General features: G+C 71.8%; 22 protein-coding genes. 6 read left to right on the top strand and 16 right to left on the bottom strand.

Translation table 11 applies throughout. The annotated features are described in order from the left end of the window. Positions 1-13: 13 nt before the first annotated feature. From ACFYOH_RS10730 to ACFYOH_RS10720, 3 genes are all read right to left on the bottom strand, one after another. Positions 14-1030: a hypothetical protein gene (locus tag ACFYOH_RS10730; protein WP_388623504.1), complete on the bottom strand. Its 1017-nt coding sequence runs from the start codon at positions 1028-1030 to the stop codon at positions 14-16. Between the two features lie 85 nt (positions 1031-1115). Continuing rightward, positions 1116-1838 carry a TIGR03943 family putative permease subunit gene (locus ACFYOH_RS10725; RefSeq protein WP_388623501.1) on the bottom strand — a complete coding sequence of 241 codons (723 nt, stop codon included), beginning with the start codon at positions 1836-1838 and terminating at the stop codon, positions 1116-1118. After that, on the bottom strand, positions 1835-2845 hold the full coding sequence (locus tag ACFYOH_RS10720) for a permease (protein WP_388623499.1): 1011 nt from the start codon (positions 2843-2845) through the stop codon (positions 1835-1837). The genes ACFYOH_RS10725 and ACFYOH_RS10720 overlap by 4 nt, the downstream gene beginning before the upstream one ends. Positions 2846-3007: 162 nt before the next feature. On the opposite strand from ACFYOH_RS10720, the gene ACFYOH_RS10715 reads away from it, so the two are divergent. Next, the gene (locus ACFYOH_RS10715) at positions 3008-4933 is read left to right on the top strand and encodes an NAD-binding protein (protein ID WP_388623496.1); all 1926 of its coding nucleotides are present in this window, start codon (positions 3008-3010) and stop codon (positions 4931-4933) included. Between the two features lie 7 nt (positions 4934-4940). Here the strand turns inward: ACFYOH_RS10715 and ACFYOH_RS10710 are convergent, their stop codons facing one another. Beyond that, positions 4941-6758 (bottom strand): prolyl oligopeptidase family serine peptidase, encoded by a 1818-nt coding sequence (locus tag ACFYOH_RS10710; protein ID WP_388623494.1) that lies wholly within the window; start codon positions 6756-6758, stop codon positions 4941-4943. 83 nt (positions 6759-6841) lie between these two features. On the opposite strand from ACFYOH_RS10710, the gene ACFYOH_RS10705 reads away from it, so the two are divergent. Continuing rightward, positions 6842-7681: a class I SAM-dependent methyltransferase gene (locus ACFYOH_RS10705; protein WP_388623491.1), complete on the top strand. Its 840-nt coding sequence runs from the start codon at positions 6842-6844 to the stop codon at positions 7679-7681. A gap of 43 nt (positions 7682-7724) precedes the next feature. Then, on the top strand, positions 7725-8519 hold the full coding sequence (locus tag ACFYOH_RS10700) for an SURF1 family protein (protein ID WP_388623488.1): 795 nt from the start codon (positions 7725-7727) through the stop codon (positions 8517-8519). Between the two features lie 69 nt (positions 8520-8588). On the opposite strand, the gene ACFYOH_RS10695 is transcribed toward ACFYOH_RS10700, so the two are convergent. From ACFYOH_RS10695 to ACFYOH_RS10680, 4 genes are all read right to left on the bottom strand, one after another. Beyond that, positions 8589-9713 carry a hypothetical protein gene (locus ACFYOH_RS10695; protein WP_388623485.1) on the bottom strand — a complete coding sequence of 375 codons (1125 nt, stop codon included), beginning with the start codon at positions 9711-9713 and terminating at the stop codon, positions 8589-8591. 128 nt (positions 9714-9841) lie between these two features. Further along, complete coding sequence (locus ACFYOH_RS10690) at positions 9842-10522, bottom strand: SigE family RNA polymerase sigma factor (protein ID WP_388623482.1); 681 nt, start codon at positions 10520-10522, stop codon at positions 9842-9844. A gap of 316 nt (positions 10523-10838) precedes the next feature. After that, positions 10839-11897, bottom strand: coding sequence for an aspartate-semialdehyde dehydrogenase (locus ACFYOH_RS10685; protein ID WP_388623479.1), 1059 nt, complete (start codon positions 11895-11897; stop codon positions 10839-10841). A 31-nt stretch (positions 11898-11928) separates the two neighbouring features. Beyond that, positions 11929-13200 (bottom strand): aspartate kinase, encoded by a 1272-nt coding sequence (locus tag ACFYOH_RS10680; protein ID WP_351602530.1) that lies wholly within the window; start codon positions 13198-13200, stop codon positions 11929-11931. A gap of 203 nt (positions 13201-13403) precedes the next feature. On the opposite strand from ACFYOH_RS10680, the gene ACFYOH_RS10675 reads away from it, so the two are divergent. After that, complete coding sequence (locus tag ACFYOH_RS10675) at positions 13404-14132, top strand: sulfite exporter TauE/SafE family protein (RefSeq protein WP_388623476.1); 729 nt, start codon at positions 13404-13406, stop codon at positions 14130-14132. Here ACFYOH_RS10675 and ACFYOH_RS10670 read toward each other — a convergent pair. From ACFYOH_RS10670 to ACFYOH_RS10655, 4 genes are all read right to left on the bottom strand, one after another. Next, the gene (locus tag ACFYOH_RS10670; protein ID WP_388623473.1) at positions 14122-14700 is read right to left on the bottom strand and encodes a Uma2 family endonuclease; all 579 of its coding nucleotides are present in this window, start codon (positions 14698-14700) and stop codon (positions 14122-14124) included. The two genes, ACFYOH_RS10675 and ACFYOH_RS10670, sit on opposite strands and share 11 nt — an antisense overlap. 47 nt (positions 14701-14747) lie before the next feature. Beyond that, positions 14748-15722 carry a hypothetical protein gene (locus tag ACFYOH_RS10665; protein ID WP_388623470.1) on the bottom strand — a complete coding sequence of 325 codons (975 nt, stop codon included), beginning with the start codon at positions 15720-15722 and terminating at the stop codon, positions 14748-14750. A gap of 276 nt (positions 15723-15998) precedes the next feature. Continuing rightward, positions 15999-16181, bottom strand: coding sequence for a DUF397 domain-containing protein (locus ACFYOH_RS10660; RefSeq protein WP_388623468.1), 183 nt, complete (start codon positions 16179-16181; stop codon positions 15999-16001). Then, positions 16178-16972 (bottom strand): helix-turn-helix domain-containing protein, encoded by a 795-nt coding sequence (locus ACFYOH_RS10655; protein WP_388623466.1) that lies wholly within the window; start codon positions 16970-16972, stop codon positions 16178-16180. The genes ACFYOH_RS10660 and ACFYOH_RS10655 overlap by 4 nt, the downstream gene beginning before the upstream one ends. 84 nt (positions 16973-17056) lie before the next feature. Between ACFYOH_RS10655 and ACFYOH_RS10650 the strand changes: the two genes are divergently transcribed. Beyond that, a complete protein-coding gene (locus tag ACFYOH_RS10650) occupies positions 17057-17491 on the top strand; it encodes a hypothetical protein (protein ID WP_388623463.1) in 435 nt (144 codons plus the stop codon). On the opposite strand, the gene ACFYOH_RS10645 is transcribed toward ACFYOH_RS10650, so the two are convergent. The 3 genes from ACFYOH_RS10645 to ACFYOH_RS10635 are packed head-to-tail and all read right to left on the bottom strand — an operon-like array spanning position 17442 to position 19092. Beyond that, entirely contained in the window at positions 17442-18104 is a 663-nt protein-coding gene (locus ACFYOH_RS10645) for a DUF5063 domain-containing protein (RefSeq protein WP_388623460.1), read from the bottom strand. The two genes, ACFYOH_RS10650 and ACFYOH_RS10645, sit on opposite strands and share 50 nt — an antisense overlap. Beyond that, positions 18097-18696: a recombination mediator RecR gene (recR, locus tag ACFYOH_RS10640; protein WP_199211360.1), complete on the bottom strand. Its 600-nt coding sequence runs from the start codon at positions 18694-18696 to the stop codon at positions 18097-18099. The genes ACFYOH_RS10645 and recR overlap by 8 nt, the downstream gene beginning before the upstream one ends. A gap of 51 nt (positions 18697-18747) precedes the next feature. Continuing rightward, a complete protein-coding gene (locus tag ACFYOH_RS10635; RefSeq protein ID WP_055705749.1) occupies positions 18748-19092 on the bottom strand; it encodes a YbaB/EbfC family nucleoid-associated protein in 345 nt (114 codons plus the stop codon). Between the two features lie 264 nt (positions 19093-19356). Between ACFYOH_RS10635 and ACFYOH_RS10630 the strand changes: the two genes are divergently transcribed. Continuing rightward, entirely contained in the window at positions 19357-20106 is a 750-nt protein-coding gene (locus ACFYOH_RS10630) for an SLATT domain-containing protein (protein ID WP_388623457.1), read from the top strand. Between the two features lie 7 nt (positions 20107-20113). On the opposite strand, the gene ACFYOH_RS10625 is transcribed toward ACFYOH_RS10630, so the two are convergent. Beyond that, on the bottom strand, positions 20114-22000 hold the full coding sequence (locus ACFYOH_RS10625) for a serine/threonine-protein kinase (protein WP_388623455.1): 1887 nt from the start codon (positions 21998-22000) through the stop codon (positions 20114-20116). Positions 22001-22064: the final 64 nt, after the last annotated feature.

Raw genomic sequence — 22064 nt, 5'->3', positions numbered from 1 at the left:
CTGCTGGGCGGATTCACGCGCGCACGCCGGAAAGCACACGCAGGACGAGCGCGAGGTCGTCGGGGTCGGCCGCGAGCCGGACCGGCGTACCCGCGTCGTCAAGGTCGGCGATGTGCCAGTGGTGCGGAACGAGGTCGCCTTCCTCGCCCCGCGGCCGCCGCACGCCCTGAACGGTGAGCCGTCCCACCGGGATCCGCCGCGCCGCGAACCGCCCCGGCCCGGGGTGCGGCGTCACGGCGGGTCCGTCGGCGCCGAGCACGATGTGGGTACCGAAGCCGTGCGGGTTGTAGTCGGTGTCCTCCAGGAAACGCGCGGGCAGGAACACCTCGCTGTCGGTGGGGAGTTCGGGTGCCGCGGAGTCACCGGGCGTGCGGATCCGGGTCGCCCGCCACGCCCAGCCGGACAGCGCCACGCTGACCGGCGTGCCCACTGCCCCCCAGGCGATCGTCCCCGGCGAGCCGAACAGGGACACGGGGTGCCGGTAGCACAGCGGGAAGAGCCACACCGCCGTGCCGAGGAGGGGGACGAGGAACGGCAGCGGTGACGGCTGGACCTTGTCCTTCGGTCGCCGGCGCCCGCGCGCCCGCAGCAACAGCCGAGCCCCTGGCCAGCCGGCGGCCAGCACGCACCCGACCGCGATGACGGCCTGGCTGCCCCCGGTGGGCACATGCTCGTGCCAGACGTACCGATCCCCGGCGACCTTCATCACCTGACCCCGCCACACGGTCAGCCGCACCCGGTCACCGGCCGCGAAGGTCTCGGCCGCGTCGTACGACACCCAGAGCCGGTCCAGCGGACGGCCGTCGGTGAAGTACAGGCGGCCGCCCTGCTTGGGCGAATGCGGATCGGTCCGCTCGATCACGGCCGGGAGGGTGCGCAGGCAGTCGTTCCCGCGCGTACCGGCGGCGCAGGGCCGGGCCGCGCGCCAGGCCCGCTCGTCCGCGGTGACGGCCGGCACGAACCATGCGGCCACCCCCGCGCACGCCAGCAGCAGCGCACAGACCACGAGTTGACCGACCTTGCTGTTCATGCCTCGGATTGTCACCGCGCCGGGCCGAACGGTCTTGTACCGGATCCGGCAACGAGGAGACGGCCGGCACTGCCGTGATCGCGCGTCAGGTGTTCCACGTCTCGTCGTACGGATCGTGCGGCACCGGGACCGGCTTCGCCGAGGCGACCTTCAGGTAGGGGATGGGACCGTTGTTGACGGGGTCTTGCATGAGCCTGGGCGTGTACGTGCCGGTCACCTCCAGCCAGGCGTCGGGGCGCAGGACCGGGGGCAGGCTGCCGGTGAGGGCGATCTTGATCGGCTGGGCGTCCGCGGCACAGCAGTTGAGGGCCATCCGGACCAGGTACGGCGCGCCCGAGTGGTCGAGGGCGAGGAACCCGGTGACGCGGACCGTACGGCCCCGCAGGGAACGGCCGTGGCCGTAGGCCGCGCGGGAGGCGTAGTCGATGACGGACAGCGGGGCCGGGTCGGCGGCGGGCAGCCTGCCGTAGGTGAACGGCTTCTGCAGGGCCGTACCGGAGCGCAGGGCGCTGTAGGAGCCGAGGGCGGGCGGGGCGATGAGGATCAGGGCGAGGAGGGGGAGCAACAGGAGCCAGGAGACCCGGGGTTCGGGGTGGTGGTGGTCGTGGGTTTCGGTGGCGGCGGCCCTGGCGCGTCGGCGTTCGTACCAGACCGTCGCCAGCGCCGCCGCGATCAGTACCGCGCCCGAGGCCAGCAGCAGCGGGCGCAGGCCCTCCTTGACGTACCGGAGGTAGAGGTCGGTGCTGCCCGCGTGGAGGAGGGCGGCGCCGAGCAGGAACATGACGGCGGCCTGGGACTGGCGGTTCACAGGAGCACCGTCCCGGTCACGAGAGCGCCCGCGATCGCCAGCGCGAAGGTGGCGGGGGCGAAGCGGAGGGCGAAGGTACGGCCGAAGGTGCCGGCCTGCATCGCGAACAGCTTGAGGTCGATCATCGGGCCCACCACCAGGAACACCAGCTTGGCCGTCAGGGAGAACTGGGTGAGGGAGGCCGCGACGAACGCGTCCGCCTCCGAGCAGATGGACAGGAGTACGGCGAGGACGGCCAGTGCGAGCACGGAGAAGACGGGGTTTCCGGCCGCCGTGCGCAGCCAGTCCGCCGGGGTCGCCGCCTTCAGCGTGGCCGCGGCCATCGCCCCGAGCACCAGGAAGCCGCCCGCGTGCATGGTGTCGTGCCGTACCGAGTTCCAGAACGCCTCCCCCTTGGTCGCGCCCTCGTGCGCCCCGTGGGCCGGCGGGCGCAGCCAGTCGGTGCGGCCCAGCCGCTGCCACAGCCAGCCCATCGCGCACGCCACCAGCAGGCTCGCCAGGAACCGGGCCAGCACCATCTCGGGGTTGCGCGGGAAGGCGACGGCGGTGGCGGTCAGCACGATCGGGTTGATCGCGGGGGCGGAGAGGAGGAAGGCGAGCGCGGCGGCCGGGGTGACTCCCCTGCGGACGAGGGCGCCCGCCACCGGCACCGAGGCGCACTCGCAGCCCGGCAGCACCGCGCCCGCGATCCCGGCGACCGGGACGGCCAGGGCGGGGCGGCGCGGGAGGGCGCGGGCGAAGAAGGACGGCGGCACGAACACCGCGATCGCCGCCGAGAGCAGCACGCCGAGGACGAGGAAGGGCAGCGCCTGGACCGTCACCGCGACGAACACCGTCATCCAGCTCTGCATCAGCGGGGTGCCGAGCAGGCCGCGGATCGGGGACTGGGCGAGCACCGCGAGGAGGAGAGTCAGCGTCAGTACGAGGGGGGAGCTGAGCCGGCGGCCCTCCGGACCGGGCGGGGGGCTGACCTCCGCGCTGGGCGGGGCGTCTTCCGTGATGGCCACGTGCGGTTACCTCCGGCTGGCTGTCCTCGTTCGCTCCCTCCCCTTCGGTACGCGAGTCGCCCCCGGGGTGTTCACACCGTTGCTGGAACCACTCCTCTCCTTGGGGCAGTCTTTTCCCTCGTGGGGAGCGTTCCGTATCAAGGTGGGCCCAGGGCCCCGCACATGGTGGTGTGCGGCGACGACGGACTCGCGCACCGGCTGGCCGCCGAGTTGCGCGGAGTCTACGGCGAGCAGGTCACCCTTGTGGTACCGCCGAACGAGCGCACCGCCAGACCTCCCGTGGTCGGACGGGCCCGGTCCGCTTCGGCCGCGCTGTTCGACCGCGTGGTCAGCGCCACGGTCGGCCGCGGCGGCACCGGATCAGGGTCCGGGTCCGGGTCCGGATCCGGGTCCGGATCAGGTTCCGGACCGGGTTCCGGGTCCGGATCGGGTTCCGGGTCCAGGTCCGGCTCCGGGCCCGGGTCCGGCTCGACCGCTACGGCCGCCGGCACGGGCAGCACCGGCGGCACGGGCAGCACCGCCGGCGGCGGCAACGGCGGTGAGGCCGCACGGGTGCTGGAAGCCGCCGAGATCACCGAGTCCTTGCTCGCCCAGGCCGGAGTGGAACGGGCCGCCGCGCTCGCCCTCGTCTTCGACGACGACGAGACCAACATCCGGGCCGCACTGACCGCCCGCCGGCTCAACCCCCGGCTGCGGCTCGTCCTCCGGCTCTACAACCGGCGGTTGGGCCAGCACATCGAGGAACTCCTCGACCAGGCCGCCGCGTTGGCCGCCGGCAACGGCGAGGGCGGCTCGGACGCGTCCACCACCGTGCTGTCCGACGCCGACACCGCCGCACCCGCGCTGGCCGCCACCGCCGTCGCCGGCACCAGCAAGGTCGTCCAGACCGAGGGGCTGCTGCTGCGGGCCGTCGAACGGCCGTCGGCCGGCACCGGACTGTGCACCCTCGCCCTGCTCTCCCCGCCGGGCACGGATCCCGAGGCCGTGGACCAGGAGCCCCGGCTGCTGCCGGACGACGACGAGGTACGGCAGGCCGCGGGGCGGGCGGCCGTGGTGCTGGAGCAGGTGTCCTCGGCGAACGGCGGGGAGTCGGCCGCGCCCGGCCGTGGCGGGGTGCCGCCGCTCGCCTCGCTGTTCTCCCGGCGGCTGCGCTGGTCGCTGGCCGGCATGGTGGCCTGCGTGGTGGCGCTCGCCGTCGCGCTGTGGGTGGTCACCGGGATGCATCCGCTCAGCGCCTTCTATCTGACCCTGCTGGACCTCTTCGCGATCGACAACCCGGCCATCGGCGCGCCCTTGGGCCGGCAGATCCTGCAACTCCTCTCCGGACTGGTCGGTCTGCTGCTGCTTCCGGTGCTGCTGGCGGCCGTGCTGGAGGCGCTGGGCACCTTCCGCACCGCCTCCGCCCTGCGCAAACCGCCGCGCGGGCTCGGCGGGCATGTGGTGCTGCTCGGGCTGGGGAAGATCGGCACCCGGGTGCTGACCCGGCTGCGCGAGCTGAACATCCCCGTGGTGTGCGTCGAGTCCGACCCGGAGGCACGGGGCCTGGCGACCGCCCGGCGGCTGCGGGTGCCCGTGGTGCTCGGGGACGTCACCCAGGAAGGGGTGCTGGAGTCCGCCAAGATCCACCGGGCGTACGCGCTGCTCGCGGTGACCAGCGCGGACACCACGAACCTGGAGGCCGTGCTGTACGCGCGGAGCGTACGGCCCGATCTGCGGGTGGTGCTGCGGCTGTACGACGACGACTTCGCCACCGCGGTGTACCGCACCCTGCGCGCCGCCTACCCGCACGCCCTCACCCGGAGCCGGAGCGTCACGCATCTGGCCGCGCCCGCGTTCGCCGGGGCGATGCTGGGGCGGCAGGTGCTGGGCGCCATCGCGGTGGAGCGGCGGGTGCTGCTGTTCGCCGCGGTGGACGTCGCCGGGCATCCCCAGCTGGAGGGGCGGACCGTACGGGACGCTTTCCGGGCCGGGTCCTGGCGGGTGCTGGCACTGGAGGGGCGGGCGGACACGGCACCGGATCATGTGCTGGTCAAGGGGGACCGGGTGGTGGTCGCCGCCACCCGCCGAGGCCTCGCAGAGCTGCGCTGACCCCCGCTCAGCTGGCGCCCAGGTGCCGGGCCGCGAAGTCCGTCTCCAGTCTCACCTGCTTGATCCGCTCGTCCACCACCAGGGAGCCGTGCCCGGCGTCGTAGCGGTACACCTCGTGGATGGCGCCTCTGGCCTCCAGACGCTTGACGTAGTTGTCGATCTGGCGGATCGGGCAGCGCGGGTCGTTGACGCCCGCCGAGATGTAGACCGGGGCCTTGACCGCGTCGACGTACGTGAGCGGGGACGAGGCCTCGAAGCGCTCGGGGACCTCCTCGGGGGTGCCGCCCAGCAGGGTGCGGTCCATGGCCTTCAGGGCCTCCATCTCGTCGTGGTACGCGGTGACGTAGTCCGCGACGGGAACGACCGCGATGCCCACCGTCCACGCCTCGGGCTGGGTGCCGAGGCCGAGCAGGGTGAGATAGCCGCCCCAGGAGGCGCCGGTCAGGATCAGCCGGGCGGGGTCGGCGAGGCCGGAGGACACCGCCCAGTCGCGGACCGCGGCCACGTCCTCCAGCTCGATCAGGCCGACCCGGTGCTTCAGGGCGTCGGTCCAGGCGCGGCCGTACCCGGTGGAGCCGCGGTAGTTGATGCGGATCACCGCATACCCCTGGTCGACCCAGGCGGCCGGGCCCGCGGCGAAGGAGTCGCTGTCGTGCCAGGTCGGGCCGCCGTGCAGGTCGAAGACCGTGGGCAGCGGGCCGGTGGCACCCGCCGGCTTCTGGATCAGGGCGTGGATGCGGCCGCCGGGGCCCTGCACCCACACGTCCTCCACCGGCACCGACGGCGGACAGGCCATGCCGGGCGGGTCCAGGACCACACCGCCGGAGGTGGACCGCACCGCCGGCGGCTCGGCGGCCGACGACCACAGGTACTCGACACTCCCGTCCGGGCGGGCGGTGGCGCCGGAGACCGTGCCGGGCGGGGTGGGGATGCGGGTCAGCTCACGGCTCGCCAGGTCGTAGCGAAACAGCTCGCTGCGGGCCTCGAAGCCATGGACGATCAGCAGGGCCGAGCCGTCCGGGTACCACTCGGCGCCGACGTCGCCCGGCAGGTCCAGGGCGAGGTCGGTCTCCTCGCCCGTCGCCACGTCCCACACCAGCGGCTCCCAGCGGCCCCGGCGTTGATGGCCGATGAGCAGCCGGGTGTCGCCGTCGACCGGTGCGAAGCCCAGCACCTCCAGGCCCAGTTCCTCGGTGCCGCCCTTGGTGTCGTCCAGCTCGGCGACCGGCGTGCCGTCCGGGCGGAGCACGCGCAGCGCCGCGTGCATGGCGTCGCCGTGCTCGGTGTGCTCGACGGCGATCAGCGAGCCGTCGTGCGAGAGGTCGCCGACGCCCGCCGACTCGCGGTGCCGGTAGATCTCGACCGGGTCCTCGCCCTCGCGCGCGAGGTGGATCGTCGTGCCCTCGTCGTCCGTGGAGCGGCCGACGACCGCCGTGCGCCCGTCCCGGGACAGGGCGAGCCCGGCCGGATAGGACGGATCGAGGCCCGGGACGGCAGGCTCGTCCTCACCTCCCCCGAAGGGCTGGCGGCGCCAGATGCCGAACTCGTCGCCGTCCTTGTCGTCGAACCACCAGATCCAGGCGCCGTCCGGGGAGAGCGCGCCGTCCGTCGTGCCGTTCGGCCGGTGCGTCGCCTGCCGCTGCCCGCCCGTCGCGCGGTCCCACGCGTACAGCTCGTACGTGCCCGTCGCGTTCGACACGAACAGGGAGCGGTCCGGTGCGTCCTCCGCCCAGTCGGGCAGGGACACCCGCGGCGCCCGGAAGCGCTTCTCCCAGTCCGGCATGCCGGCCGTGTCCCGCACGCCCGGCTCGTTGCTCTCACTCATCGCCCCAGTCATGCGCCCATACTGCCTGGCCGCGCCGACAATTGGGTGGCGGGTGTGCGCAGCCTGTGGATAACTTTCCGATCATGAGCACCCAGGTCGACCATCACTCCGCCCCCGACGGCTGGCGCGAGGACAACCGGGCCATGTGGGACGAGCGCGTCCCCGTGCACGTCGCCGGTGAGTACTACGACCTCGACGGCTTCCGCGCCCACCCGCACGCCCTGCGCGACTTCGAGACCGCCGAGGTCGGCGACGTCACCGGCAAGACGCTGCTCCACCTCCAGTGCCACATCGGGACCGACACCCTCTCCTGGGCCCACCGGGGCGCCGCCCGGGTCGTCGGCCTGGACTTCTCCGCCCCGGCCGTCGAGGCCGCCCGCTCCCTCGCCGCCGAACTGGGCCACGGCCCGGAGCGCGCCGCCTTCGTCACCAGTGACGTGTACGACGCGGCCGACACCGTGCCCGAGGCCGCGTACGACATCGTCTACACCGGGCTCGGCGCGCTGTGCTGGCTGCCGGACATCCGCCGCTGGGCGGAGACGGCCGCCTCCCTCGTCGCGCCCGGCGGGTTCCTGTACCTCGCCGAGTTCCACCCGATCACCGAAGCGCTGGACGACGCGACCGGCACGCAGATCGTGCGGGACTACTTCCGCCGCGACGCCCAGGTCTGGGACGAGCCCGGCACCTACGCCGACCCGGACGCCGTCACCGTCCACAACCGCAGTGTGGAGTGGCAGCACACCCTCGGCGACGTGGTCTCCGCGCTCGCCGCGACCGGGCTGCGGATCGAGTTCCTGCACGAGCACGACGTCTCCCTCTTCCCGCGCTTCGAGAACTTCGAGGTCCGCGACGGCTACCACCGCTTCCCGGCGGACCACCCGCGCATCCCGCTGATCTACTCCCTCAAGGCGAGCAAGGGCTGACCCGCGGGCAGGCGCCCGGCGGCGGCGCCGTACCGTGGGAGGCGTGTACCGGTTTCTGCTGACTCCCCGCTGGTGGGGCATCAACGTCTTCGTGCTGCTCGCCATCCCGTTCTGCGTCTTCATGGGGTCCTGGCAGCTGAGCCGGTTCGAGGGGCGGGTGCAGGAGCACCGCAGCGCGACCGAGCAGGCGGCGTCGGACAAGCAGGAGACCGCGCGCCCCCTGGAGTCGATGCTGCCCGTCGACAAGGCCACCTCGGGCCGCCGGGTCACCGCGAGCGGGCACTACGGCACCCAGCTGCTGGTGCCCGGCCGGCAGGTGGGCGGCAGGAACGGCTTCTACGTCCTCACCCTGCTGCGCACCGACTCCGGCAAGGCACTGCCGGTCGTACGAGGCTGGCTGCCGGGCAAGGCGGACCCGGCGAAGGCGCCCGCGCCGCCGAGCGGTGAGATCACCGTCACCGGTGCGCTGCAGGCGTCCGAGACTCCCGGGGACAACGGGGTCAGCGCGGCCGGCGGACTGCCGGCCGGGCAGACGGCGGCGATCAGCTCGGCCTCCCTGGTGAACCTGGTGCCGTACAAGCTGTACGACGCCTGGGTGACCCTCGACAAGGCCGACGCCGGGATGAAGGCCGTGCCCGCGACGGCGCCGGACGGCACCGGGCTGGACCTGAAGGCGTTCCAGAACCTCGGCTACACCGGGGAGTGGTTCGTCTTCGCCGGCTTTGTGGTGTTCATGTGGTTCCGGCTGGTACGCCGAGAGGCCGAGGCCGCGCGGGACGCCGCGCTGGGCTTGGTGCCGGAGGAGACGCCGGAGCCGACGGCAAGTGCAGCTCCCTAGGGGCGCGGGGAACTGCGCGACCAGCCCCACCGGCCCGCAGTCGAACGACGGCCCGAAGCCGCCCCATCTCTACACCCCAGCCAGCACGCCGGTGTAAATCACCGTCCCCGAGCACTCCCCCGCCACCGTAGCCGTGGCCGCAGGCGAGCCACCCTGCGCCGTGTGGGTGATCTGTACGCTGCCGTCCGCAGTACTGTCCTCGGTCATCAGCTGGGTGGTCGTACCGGCTGACCCCGCGCTGTCGGTCGAACCGCCGGAGGCAGTCGGCGTCGGGTCCGGCGTGGCGCCACCGGTGCCCGAGCCGCCGGTGGTGCTGGTGCCGCCGCCGGTGGTGGGGCAGGTCTCGGAGGGTACGAAGGCGAACTTCTCCTCGTAGGCCGCACCCGGCTGCAGGACCAGCCCGGAGACCTCCAGCGAGGGGTCGGGCAGATCGGTCGCCGCGTCCCCGGCCACATGCCGCGCGGTGCTGATCTTGGTCTGGTCGGCCGCGCCCATCGCGGTCGGCGTGATGGTGCCCGCGCCCGCGACGGTGCAGGCGGCGGAGGAGATGTTGACGACCCGGAACGTGCCGTAGACCACGCCCGCGGAGTTGGGGGCGCCGGTGGTCCCGGTGGCCGAGCCCAGCTGGGCCGTCGTGCACAGCGGGACGCCGCTGGACGCGACGGTGGAGGACGGGTTGGCGCCCCCCGTGGAGCCACCGCCGCTGCCGGCACCGTCCTTGCCCTTCTCCCCGGGCTTGCCGGGCCCCTTGCCGGGGCTGACGGTCGTACTGCCGGCGTCCTTGCTGCCGCCCTTGTCACCGCCCTTGTCCTTGCCCTGCCCGGTGCCGCCCTGGGCCTGGGAGGACTGGCCGGCCATGGCGGTGTTGGGGTCGGTGCCGCCGGACTCGGAGACGTGCACCAGGGCGGGGATAGCGGTCCCGAAGAACAGGGCCGCGGCGGCCATGCCGACGGCGGCCTGCCGCTTGCGGGCCCGCCGCGCGGGCACGGCCCGGCGCAGATGCTCCAGCGTGCCGGTGCGCGGCTCGATGCCGTCGACGGCGGAGTGCAGCATCCGGCGCAGGGCCAGCTCGTCGGCACCGAGGCCGTCGAGATCGGTGCCGAGGCCGTCCGCACCGGCGCCGGGACCCTGCTTCAGGCCCTCGGGACCCTGGTCGAGGCCCTTGGGGCCCTTCTCGTCGGGGCCGTGGTTCACAGTTTCGTTCCCAGCGTGCGACTGCGTGTGCTCTTGCTCGTCCCGCCCCATCGGCTCGTGCCAGGCGAAGGGCTCGTGACGTTCATGGGAAAGGCGTTCATGGGAATCGCCCCCTTGGGCGCGCTCGCTCATGCCGACGCCTCCATGGCCACCCGCAGCGCGGCGATGCCCCGCGAGCCGTACGCCTTCACCGAGCCCAGCGAGATCCCGAGGGTCTCGGCGACCTGGGCCTCGGTCATGTCCGCGAAGTAGCGCAGGACCAGCACCTCGCGCTGGCGGCGCTGCAGGCCCTTCATCGCCTTGATGAGGTCGCGGCGCTCCAGCTGGTCGTAGGCACCCTCCTCCGCGCTCGCCATGTCCGGCATCGGCTTGGAGAGCAGCTTCAGGCCGAGGATGCGGCGGCGCAGGGTCGAGCGGGAGAGGTTGACGACCGTCTGCCTGAGGTAGGCGAGGGTCTTCTCGGGGTCGCGGACGCGTTTGCGGGCCGAGTGCACGCGGATGAAGGCCTCCTGGACCACGTCCTCGCAGGAGGCGGTGTCGTCCAGGAGCAGCGCGGCGAGGCCGAGCAGCGAGCGGTAGTGCGCCCGGTAGGTCTCGGTGAGGTGGTCGACGGTCGTGCCGGCGGCCGCGGTCGCCGTGGTCGCCGCGGTCTCCTCGGAGCCGTCACGCTGACTGGGTATGCGGGTGGGCCGCGCTGCGGGCATGGGCGCGATCACCGGCATGCCGCCGGGCGTGCGCCGGAGCGCCGCACGGGGCGGCCGGAGAACCGCCGCGCCGCGGGCCGCGCTGAGTTCGAGTACCTCTGCCACGCCAATTGGACACGTCCGACCCCGCCAGGGTTGTACGTGCCGGGCGTCACATGTGCGACAACCGGCCGAGCCTCAAGTGCCGTCATGCGTCCCGCTCTTCCCCTATGTCTGATATGGGCGGGTGTCCCCACACCCGGCCCGATCACGGCATCCCCGCGCCCGAAGAGTGACCGCAAAGACGCTCCCCGCCCTCCGCACGGTTGCGGGGACGGGGAGAGAAATCATCTGTTGCCTTGAGCAATGGTTCAAGTGGTTTGGACCAAGCTCCCAGCCACGTCCTCTTACTGAGATCCTATAAACCTCTTGCCGAAGCCGGTCACCGGTCGGCCCACTCCGCCGCGACCAGCTCCGCGATCTGCGCGGTGTTCAGCGCGGCACCCTTGCGGAGATTGTCGCCGCACACGAAGAGTTCGAGCGCGGTCGGGTCGTCCAGGGCCCGCCGCAGCCGGCCCACCCAGGTCGGGTCGGTGCCCACGACGTCCGCCGGGGTGGGGTACTCGCCCGCGGCCGGGTCGTCGCACAGCACCACTCCAGGCGCGGTCGCGAGGATCTCCCGGGCCCGGTCGACCGTGACCTCGCCCTGGAAGCGGGCGTGCACGGTCAGGGAGTGGGTGGTGATCACCGGGACCCGTACGCAGGTCACCGCGACCGGCAGGCGCGGCAGTCCGAGGATCTTGCGGGACTCGTCGCGGACCTTCATCTCCTCCGAGGACCAGCCGTCCTCCCGGAGCGACCCGGCCCACGGCACCACGTTCAGCGCGACCGGCTCCGGGAACGGCCCGGTGTCCTCCCCGACCGCCCGCCGTACGTCACCGGGCTTGGTGCCCAGCTCGGTCCCGGCCACCAGGGACAGCTGGGCCCGCAGTGCGTCCACCCCGGCCCGCCCGGCCCCGCTCACCGCCTGGTACGACGACACCACCAGCTCGCGCAGCCCGAACTCGGCGTGCAGCGCACCCAGGGCGACGATCATCGTCAGTGTCGTGCAGTTGGGGTTGGCGACGATCCCGCGCGGCCGGGTCCGTACGGCGTGCGGGTTGACCTCGGGCACCACCAGCGGCACCTCGGGGTCCAGCCGGAAGGCGGCGGAGTTGTCGACGACCACCGCACCGCGCGCGGCGGCGATCGGCGCCCAGTGCGCGGCCACCTCGTCCGGGACGTCGAACATGGCGATGTCGACCCCGTCGAAGGCCTCCTCGCTCAGGGCCGCCACCTCGACCTCCTCCCCGCGCACGGCCAGCTTCCGGCCGGCCGAGCGGGGGGAGGCGAGCAGGCGGATCTCGCCCCAGACGTCCGCGCGCTGGGACAGGATCTGGAGCATGACCGCGCCGACGGCCCCGGTCGCTCCCACGACCGCGAGCGTCGGCTTGCCGGTCATCGTCGTACGCCTCCGTACGTCAGGGAGACGGTCATCGGCCGGTGCCGCCGTAGACGACGGCCTCGTCGGTGTCGGAGTCGAGCCCGAAGGCGGTGTGCACGGCGCGCACGGCCTCGTTGACGTCGTCGGCGCGGGTGACGACCGAGATACGGATCTCGGAGGTCGAGATCAGCTCGATGTTCACGCCCGCGTCGCTCAGCGCCTCGAAGAAGGAGGCGGTGACGCCCGGGTTGGTCTTCATACCCGCGCCGACCAGCGAGATCTTGCCGATCTGGTCGTCGTAGCGCAGCGAGTCGAAGCCGATGCCCGACCGGCTCTTCTCCAGCGCGTCGATCGCCTTGCGGCCCTCGGTCTTCGGCAGCGTGAAGGAGATGTCCGTCAGGCCCGTGGAGGCGGCGGACACGTTCTGCACGACCATGTCGATGTTGATCTCGGCATCGGCGATGGCCCGGAAGATCGCGGCGGCCTCACCCGGCTTGTCCGGCACGCCGACGACCGTGATCTTGGCCTCGGAGGTGTCGTGCGCGACACCGGAGATGATGGCCTGCTCCACCTGCTTGTCCCCAATCGGCTCACTGCTGACCCAGGTGCCCTGCAGCCCGCTGAAGCTGGACCGGACATGGATCGGGATGTTGTAGCGGCGGGCGTACTCCACACAGCGGTGGAGCAGCACCTTGGAGCCGGAGGCCGCGAGCTCCAGCATGTCCTCGAAGGAGATCCAGTCGATCTTCTTCGCCTTCTTCACCACACGCGGGTCGGCGGTGAACACGCCGTCGACGTCGGTGTAGATCTCGCAGACCTCGGCGTCGAGCGCGGCGGCGAGGGCAACGGCGGTGGTGTCGGACCCGCCACGCCCCAGCGTGGTGATGTCCTTCTTGTCGGCGCTGACGCCCTGGAACCCGGCGACGATCGCGATGTTGCCCTTGTCCAGCGAGTCCCGGATCCGGCCCGGGGTGACGTCGATGATCCGGGCTTTGTTGTGGACCGAGTCGGTGATGACGCCTGCCTGGCTGCCGGTGAAGGACTGGGCCTCGTGACCCAGGTTTTTGATCGCCATCGCCAGCAGGGCCATGGAGATCCGCTCTCCGGCGGTCAGCAGCATGTCGAATTCACGCCCGGCAGGCATCGGAGAAACCTGCTCGGCGAGATCGATCAGCTCGTCCGTCGTGTCGCCCATCGCGGAAACGACGACGACAACCTGGTTGCCGTTCTTCTTCGCTTCCACGATCCGCTTGGCGACGCGCTTGATGCCCTCGGCATCGGCTACGGAGGAGCCTCCGTACTTCTGCACGACAAGGCCCACGTGCGCTCCTCGCTCGGTTCGTTTGTGTCGGCTCAGTCTAACGAGCGACCGAATTCCACCACCGTGCTCCCGCATGGTGAGACATCCGGTCGTCCGTGTCCGGCACCTGCCCAGCCTCTGCCGGACCACGCGGGAAAGTGCCCCGGGTCACAGTCGCCACTGCACTAGTTTTCCACCACACGGGTGTGACACACGGGGGCGACATGACGGAGACGCTGCTCGCGGCGATCGTCCTGCTCGGCGGCTGCGTGCAGTGGCTGACCGGAATGGGCTTCGCCCTGGTCGCCGTACCGGCGCTGGTCCTGCTGCTCGGCCCCGCCGACGGGGTGGTGCTCGCCAACTGCGCCGCCGGCGCGATCAGCGTCGTGGGGCTGGCGGGCGGCTGGCGCCGGGTCCGCCCCGCGGCAATGGTGCCCCTGTGCGCCGCGGCGGCCTGCACGGTACCTGCGGGCGCCTGGATGACCCGCCAACTCCCCCGCCCCGTCCTGCTGTTGGTGATGGGCGCCCTGGTGACGGCGGCGGTCCTCCTGGTCATGCGCGGCGCCCGGATACCGTCCCTGCGGGGCGGCAAGGGAGCGGTGACGGCCGGCGCGCTGGGCGGCTTCATGAACGCTGCGGCGGGCGTGGGCGGCCCACCGGTGTCCCTGTACGCCCTCAACGCGGGCTGGACGGTACGGGAGTTCGTGCCCAACGCGCAGTTCTACGGCGTCGCCGTCAACGCCTTCTCGATAGCGGCGAACGGCACACCTCACCTGACCGGCGCGCAGTGGGCGGCCGTCTGCGCCGCGATGACGACCGGCGCGGTGATCGGCCACGCCATCGCCGGCCGCATCCCGGAGCACCGGGCCCGCCACCTGGTCCTGCTGCTGGCCCTGGCGGGCGGGGCGACGGCGATGACGAAGGGACTGTGGGGGGTGTGGCTCAGTCGCTGAACTCCTTCAGCGGCTCGGTGTCCAGAGTGATGTTCACGGGGTCGGGGAGCTTGACGGAGGCGCCGAAGGGCAGCTTCTCCTCGTGCCGGTAGCGGCCGTCCTCGGGCTGGTTGAACACCACGACCGAGCAGTCGTCACGGTCGATGAGGAGGTAGACGGGGATACCGGCGGCGGCGTAGCCGTCAGGTTTGTCGATACGGTCGCGCTGGTTGGTGTCGGAGTCGTACGACGTGATCTCGACCGCCATCAGGGCGCTCTCCGACTCGGACCACTCCCCGTGCCCCTTGAGGCCGCCCACCCGGACGAGCACGCCGTCGGCGCGGGCGCGCCCCTTGCGGTACCTCTCGGTCTTCAGCCCGCTCTCGGCATGCAACCAAAGGTCAGGACGATGCTGCATGCACACTCGCTGCAGCCACGCGATCATCTCGCGGTGGTTGCCGTCCCCCATGGGCTTGACCACGACCTTTCCGTTGATGAACTCCAGCCACACGGTCTCCGGGGCATGGCGTTCCAGTTCCTCGAACTCCTCGACGGTCATCTGCGGCCGGTCCTCGGTCCTGGGGGTCATGGCGCCTCCTCGACTCCATGGTGCCCTGACCGGCGCGTCCTGCACGCTCATACGCCGCCCTTCCGCAGCGCCAGGCCCCCGGGAGAGCGCAGACCGCCCGCCGCTCGGACCCGGGCGGCCCACTCATGCACTTCCTCGGCGCTGGGGAGCGGCCTTCCCAGAAACGTCTCCGGCAGCTGCGGGATGCGTTCGCCCGCCGGCGTCTCCAGACCCAGCTCCACGCGGCACTCCCGGCACAGTCCCTGGGTGATCTCCGCGGTCCGCTCGTCCGCGTCACAAGTGCCGCAGACCCGGACCACCCGGTCGATGCGGGCGCGGAGCGGCGCCTTCTTCTGGCGCACCTTCGCCTTCTTCGGCGGCATGCAGTTCTCCAATCGCTTGCGAGCGAATCCGCCCGGGTTGGTCACTTCGGGCGGAAGTCCTTCGGTGAGGGCACGGGTGATGTCCTCCGGCGTCGAGCCACGCGACAGCCACTCCGCGGCAAGCGCTTCGAGAGACCGGCAGTCCCGTTCGGACAGCGGCATACGGCGGTCAGCGTCGCGAAGTCCGGCGAGGGTGCGGTAGGCGTCGCTGTGCTGTGGCTCGGCCGGCTCCACCGGCTCCCTCTCGTGGATCTCCTCCTCGACCTCCTCGGGCCGGGCAAGCCCGGACCGGTACCCGTCGGTCACGATCCTGCCGTTGCGCGACCGTGCGAACTCTTCCCACCAGGTGGCCGACCTGGGCGTACGCGACCAGTACGTACGCGTCACCCAGCGCATGGCGCCGTCCTCGACAGTGATGTGCTCCCGGATCCGGTGCAGGTGTCCGGCATCGGTCAGCAGCGCCATCGCAGCGCGCGTCGCCTGCTGGCCGTACCGCGGGTGTTCGGCGGCGATCGCCTTGTAACCCATCGCGTGGCCGTCTTGGAGGTGGTCGATGAAGACCGCGAGGTCGCGTTCACGGCCGTCCAGATGTGCGAAGTCAGCGTCCGCGTGCGGGTCTTCGTCACCGGCGGAACGCTTGCCGTAACCCGTTTTGGCCATGGGGTGGGACGGGGACGGCAGGGCAGGGCTAGGGTGGGAGTAAGCCACGATCGAGCTGCTTTCGATCCGTAGGTCCAGGCCTCGGTGCCGGTGCGCCAACACCGCCCGGGGCCGATCTATTTGCCGCGAACCTAGAGGCGCTTTACGTTCCGGCGCAAGCTGATCACGGAACGTCACCCATTCGAGGTAAGCCGCCCTTAACTCACGTACAGGCTTGGTTGGTTGGGAGGTTTTCACCCAGCCCAGAAACCCAGAGAAGGGCTCGAAGCCCGAGGCTCAAGCTCCGGGCTGAAGTGCGGAGATGAACGCCGACCAGGCGGGGGCGGGGAGGTGGAGCTCCGGGCCGGTGGGGTTCTTGGAGTCGCGGATGTGGATGCGGGTGGCGAACGCGACTTCGACGCAGTTGCCGCCCTCGGAGTCGCTGTAGCTCGACTTGAACCAGTTCAGCTGGTCACTCATGACTGATCCACCATCCGTTTGAGGAAACGGGCCGACTCGGCGGGGCTGAGAGCCTGCGCGCGGATCATGCTAAGCCGCTCGGTCGTGCGGCTGACAACCCCTGGATCGGCCGACAGTTCGCTCCCCAACGGGCCCTCGGTGAAGGCGAACCGCTCGTGGTCACGGGTCTCCAACAACACCATGGGTCCCATCAATGCCGCTGCGACGGCCCGTTCGAAGGGAAGCAACTGGACTGCGACGTTCCACAGACGGGACGCCTCCAGCAGACGGTTCAGTTGTTCCGCGTCCACCTGGGGGCTGCGGAGCGACGCCTCGTAGAGGATGAAGCTGAAGGCCACCGGCGGCTTACAGCCGGTGAGAATCGCCTGTCGCTCGATACGGGCCGTGATCCGCTCCTCCGCCGTTTCCTCATCCAGCGGTGGAACGTGGTTCTCGATGAGTGCCCGCGCGTACCCCTTGGTCTGCAACAGCCCGGGAATGTACGTGACCTCGTACGTCCACAGGCTGATCGCCTCCCTCTCCCGCTCCATGAACTCCTGCGCCCTGGGCGGGAACTTCTCCCTGCTCCAGTAGTCCTTCGCCGCGCTGAGCATCCCGTCCGCCCGGCACAAGTCGTCCGCCACGTCGAGGACTCGGGGCGTCGGCATGCGCACCCCCTGCTCCATGGCCTTGATGGTGTCCGGGGAGTAGTTCGACGCGGCGGCCAACTCCTCCCGAGAGACATTGGCCTTCGTGCGCCAGCGTTTCAACTGGTTGCCGCTGAAGCGCCACATGGGCGGCGACTGGGTCACCGTACGCACCTCCGACCGGTACACCCCGCCGTGTATCACCTGGGTCACTACCGAGGGTAGCCACGTCAACGCCACCGTGTGACCATGACGACCGGAATTCACCGGCCCGCCTGGGTCCCCCTCCGTGGGCACCGGCTGCGCGTGGCCGGCGTGCACTTCGACGCCGTGCGGATCGAGGGGAGATGGGGCGAGGCCGTCGCCGACTGGCTGATCGAGCGGGGCGATGGCGACGCGGGGCCCGTCGTGTGCGCGGGCGGCAGCGGGACGCGGTGGGTGTACTTCCTGCTGGCGCCCGGCGTCGTACACCGCTACGACTGGCCGCTCGGCGTGCAGTACTTCGGGCGGCGCGCCGAGCGGGCCGTCACGTACGTCGGCGTTCCGGCGCTGGACGGCGACACCTGGCCGCTGCGCTGGTACAGCGAGCCGACGCCGACCGCGCCGTACGTCGACGCGGCGGCGCTGCTCGCGGTCACTTCGCCGACCGCAACCCCAGTTGTCCGCCGATCTCCTCGGCCATGACCCGGCCCGCCTCGAACTCCAGGGTCTCGTCGCCCATCGTGGCCTGGTCGGTGTCGAGGCCGTCCAGTTCCTCCAGGGGCTGGTTGAGGCGGACGTGGATGAGGACCGACTGCAGGGCGCGCAGGACGGCGGAGGACGTGGGGCCCCAGTTGGAGAAGTAGGAGAACTGCCACCACCACAGGGCCTCCGTGGTGCGACCCGCGCGGTAGTGGGCCATGCCGTGGCGGAGGTCGGTGATGACGTCGGCGAGGTCGTCGGAGATCCGGGCCGGCACCGGGGCCTTGCGGGGCTCGTACGGGTCGAAGACCTCGGAGTAGACGTCGACCGGCTCCAGGAGGCGGGCCAGGTTCTCGCGGAGGCCGTCCACGTCCGGGTCCGGGCCCGTGTCCGGCTCGTAGCGCTCGTCGGGCACGATGTCCTCGTGGGCGCCCAGGCGGCCGCCGGCCAGCAGCAGCTGGGAGACCTCCAGGAGGAGGAAGGGCACGGTCGAGCCGGGCTCGTCGCCCCTCGCCACCTCCGTGACGGCCACCAGGAAGCTCTCGATCTGGTCCGCGATCTGGACCGCGAAGTCGTCCGGGTCCCGACCGGTCGCGTGCAGTGTGGCGTCAGACATCTAGGAGTCGTCTCCCCTCGAAGGCGCGGCCGAGGGTAACCTCGTCCGCGTATTCCAGGTCGCCACCCACCGGGAGGCCGCTGGCCAGGCGGGTGACCTTCAGGCCCATGGGCTTGATCATGCGGGCGAGGTAGGTGGCCGTGGCCTCGCCCTCCAGATTGGGGTCCGTCGCAAGGATCAGCTCCGTGACCGTCCCGTCGGCCAACCGCGCGAGAAGTTCTCGTATACGCAGGTCGTCGGGACCGACACCCTCGATCGGGCTGATGGCGCCGCCGAGCACGTGGTAGCGGCCGCGGAACTCACGGGTGCGCTCGATGGCGACGACGTCCTTGGGCTCCTCCACCACACAGATGACGGAGGGATCCCGACGCGGGTCGCGGCAGATGTTGCACAGCTCCTCCTGTGCAACATTGCCGCAGGTCGCGCAGAAGCGGACCTTCGCCTTGACCTCCAGGAGCGCCTGCGCGAGCCGCTTCACGTCCGCCGGCTCGGCCTGCAGGATGTGGAAGGCGATCCGCTGCGCGCTCTTGGGACCGACGCCGGGCAGCCGCCCCAGCTCGTCGATGAGGTCCTGGACCACGCCTTCGTACACCGGACTGCCCTTCCTTAAGACCTTTCGGTACGTACCGTAGTTGGCCCGGCCTCAGAAAGGCAGACCGGGGATGCCCGTGCCGCCGCCGAGGCCCTGGGCCAGCGGGCCGAGCTTCTGCTGCTGCAGCGTCTGCGCGTTCTCGTTGGCCGCCTGTACGGCCGCCACGATCAGGTCGGCGAGGGTCTCGGTGTCCTCAGGGTCGACCGCCTTCGGGTCGATCTTCAGCGCGCGCAGCTCTCCGGCACCGGTCACGGTGGCCCTCACCAGACCGCCGCCCGCCTGGCCGTCGACCTCCGTGTTCGCCAGTTCCTCCTGCGCCCGCTGGAGATCCTGCTGCATCTTCTGGGCCTGCTGGAGCAACTGCTGCATGTTGGGCTGGCCACCACCGGGGATCACGATCAGCTCCTCTACGTTCTTCTCCTTGAGCATGAGCCTACGTGGTCCACGCCCGCGTCGCCCCGCCACTCTTTCGAGTGAGAAGCGCGACGGCCCTATACCTGATCAAGACCCTCTTCTGGGCGGAAAAGCCGGGAAAGCTGCCTCTTCGCCACCCATTGGGCGGTAGGAAGGGTGCCGCGCGTCGGCATGGAATGCGGCATGGGACGTCACGCGATGTGACGGGGCCGCGACAGGTGATCGAAGATCAGTAGGGAGTGCCGGGTGGGTCAGCCGGAGATGCAGCCCGAGGGTCCGCCTCAGGACGGGCGGGGCGAGGGCGCGGCCGGGCTGCGGCCGGGCGATCTGACCGGGCGGGCCTTCCCGCTCGGGGACTGGGGCGAGCCCGCCGAGCGGCTCGACGAGCTCTACCAGTGGGTGGAGCGCGGGGCACTTCAGACGGTGTCCTGGTATCTGCGGGACCGGGTCTGGAAGCGGCGCGGTGCCCGGATCCTGCGCTCGGGTGCGGCGGCGGGCGCGGTGGCCGGGGCGGCGCTCCCCCTCCTGGACCTCACCGGGACGGCCCACGGGGTCGCGCCCTGGGGCTGCCTGGCGCTCCTGCTCGGGGTCGCCTGCGTCGGCATCGACCGGTTCTTCGGCGTGACGTCCGGCTGGATAAGGGACGTGGCCACCGCGCAGGCCGTGCAGCGGCGGCTGCAGGCGTTGCAGTTCGACTGGGCCTCCGAGAGCATCCGGGAGGTGCTGGGCCCGGCGGAGGGCACGGCGAGCGAGGCGGCCGAGCGCTGCCTGGGGGTCCTGCGGCGTTTCGCGGAGGACGTCACGGAGCTGGTCCGCACGGAGACGACCGACTGGATGGTCGAGTTCCGCACCGGTTCCGCACCGCTGGGCATGCAGGCGGCGGTCGCGTATGTGCCACGGCAGGAGGCCGGCGGGCCGCTGGGCCGCTTGCCGATGCCGCCCGCGAACGGCACCCGCCCGAACATGCCACGCCAGCGCCCACCGGAGCCGCGCTGAGCGCTCCTCACTGCTTGGTGTACGTCAGGCTCTCCCCGCCGCCCACCTGGGACCGCTTCAGCCTGCCGTCCGACAGCAGGGTGACCTCGGTGGCATTGCCCGGAGTGCAGGAGGAGGCGGGCTCACCACTGGTGACGGTGGACGGCCCGATCTCCAACGGCCCGTTCGCGCCGGGCTGTTGAGCGAGCTTGGCGTCGAAGACGCAGTGGTACGAGCCACCGCCGGTCGTCGGCCCGTCCGCGACCAGCGTCAGCACGCTGTCGCCCACCGCGCCCTGCCGGATGGTCAGTTGGCGGGTGCTGCTCCCGTTGGCGTTGTCGATGGTCGTCTCCCAGGTGCCCAGATAGCCGGCCGGAACCACCCCGTCCGAGGAGGCGGAGTCGGACGGCGTGGGTCCGGCCGTGCTGGGCGCCCCCGTGGTGCCGGAACTGCTGACCGTGGGCGTCGGGCTCACGACCCCTCCCCCCTTGTCGTCCCCACCGCTCTTCCTCATCAGCGCGTACACCGAGCCACCCGCACCCAGCGCCACCACCAGCGCGACCACGACGAGCAGCGCGGTCGACCGCCCACCGCGCCGCTCCCGCTCCGGCACCCCACCGGCGGGCGGCGGCCCGTACGGCGGCGTCCCGCCCCACGAGCCATACGGCTGAGGCTGAGGCTGCGGATGCTGTTGGGGATACCCGTACGCCCCCGGTGCGGCCCCGAACCCCGGTGCCGCCCCGAACCCCGGCGTGCCCCCCGGCGGCGGCGTCTGCCCCACCACAACGGTGGGCAGACGACTCACACCACCCCCGCCCCCAGGCTCCCCGACCGCCTCCGCTCCGCTCCCGTCGTCGGCAGCGGCAGCATGCTCAGGCGAACCACCCCCACCGGCACCACCCGCACCCGCTGACGGCAAGTCCGCCCCACCAGGGCCACCCGCACCCGCACCCGACACCGACCCCGCTGCCGCCCCGGGCCCGTCCCCCTCCGGATCCTCGACCTCCAGCAACTGCACGGCATGCCGACCGAGTTGCGCGACCAGCGCCCCCGGCAGCCAGGGATCCCGGGACCGCCCCCCGGTCACGGTGTCCTCCGCCCCCGTCCGTTCCAGAACCGCGTCCAGCGAAGGCCGAGCCGCCGGATCCTTGCGCAAGCAGTCCCGCACCAGGTCCGCGATGCCCTCCGGCACCCCCGCCAGATCCGGCTCCTCCTGAGCGATCCGGAACATCAGCGCGTGTACCCCGCTGTTGGCGGTCCCGAACGGCAGCGCCCCGGTCGCCGCGTACGCCAGCACCGACCCCAGGCAGAAGACGTCGCAGGCCGGCGTGATCCGGTCCCCGCGCACCTGCTCGGGCGCCATGAACCCCGGCGACCCGACCAGCGACCCGGTCCGGGTCAGCCCCTCGCCGCCCAGCGAGGTCGTCTCCAGCGCCCGCGCGATCCCGAAGTCGATGACACGCGGGCCGTCGATCGTGACGAGCACGTTCGAGGGTTTCAGATCGCGGTGCACGATCCCCGCCGCGTGGATGTCCTTCAGCGCGTGTGCGAGCCCTGCCGCGAGGATCCGTACCGACCGCTCGGGCAGCGCCCCGTGATCGTGCCCGACCACCTGTTGCAGGCTCGGCCCGGCCACGTACCCGGTGGCCACCCACGGCACCGCCGCCTCGGTGTCCGCGTCCAGCACGGGCGCGGTCCAGTACCCGCCGACCCGCCGCGCGGCCTGCACCTCCTGCCGGAACCGCGCCCGGAACTCCTCCTGCGCGGCAAGCTCCTCGCGGACCAGTTTCACCGCGACGGTACGGCCCCGGTCCGACCGGGCCAGATACACGTGCCCCATGCCGCCCGCACCCAGCCGCGCCAGCAGCCGATAGCCCCCGATGTGCTGCGGATCCCCCGCCCCCAGCTTGTCCATGGCCGCCCGCCTTCCCCCGATCCGCCCCGTACACCCCATACACGCAACGCATACGACTACGACG

This window comes from Streptomyces sp. NPDC007856 (assembly GCF_042868225.1).
Lineage (GTDB): Bacteria > Actinomycetota > Actinomycetes > Streptomycetales > Streptomycetaceae > Streptomyces.
The sequence above is the reverse complement of the archived record's forward strand: the minus strand, read 5'-3'. Positions and strand labels throughout refer to the sequence as shown.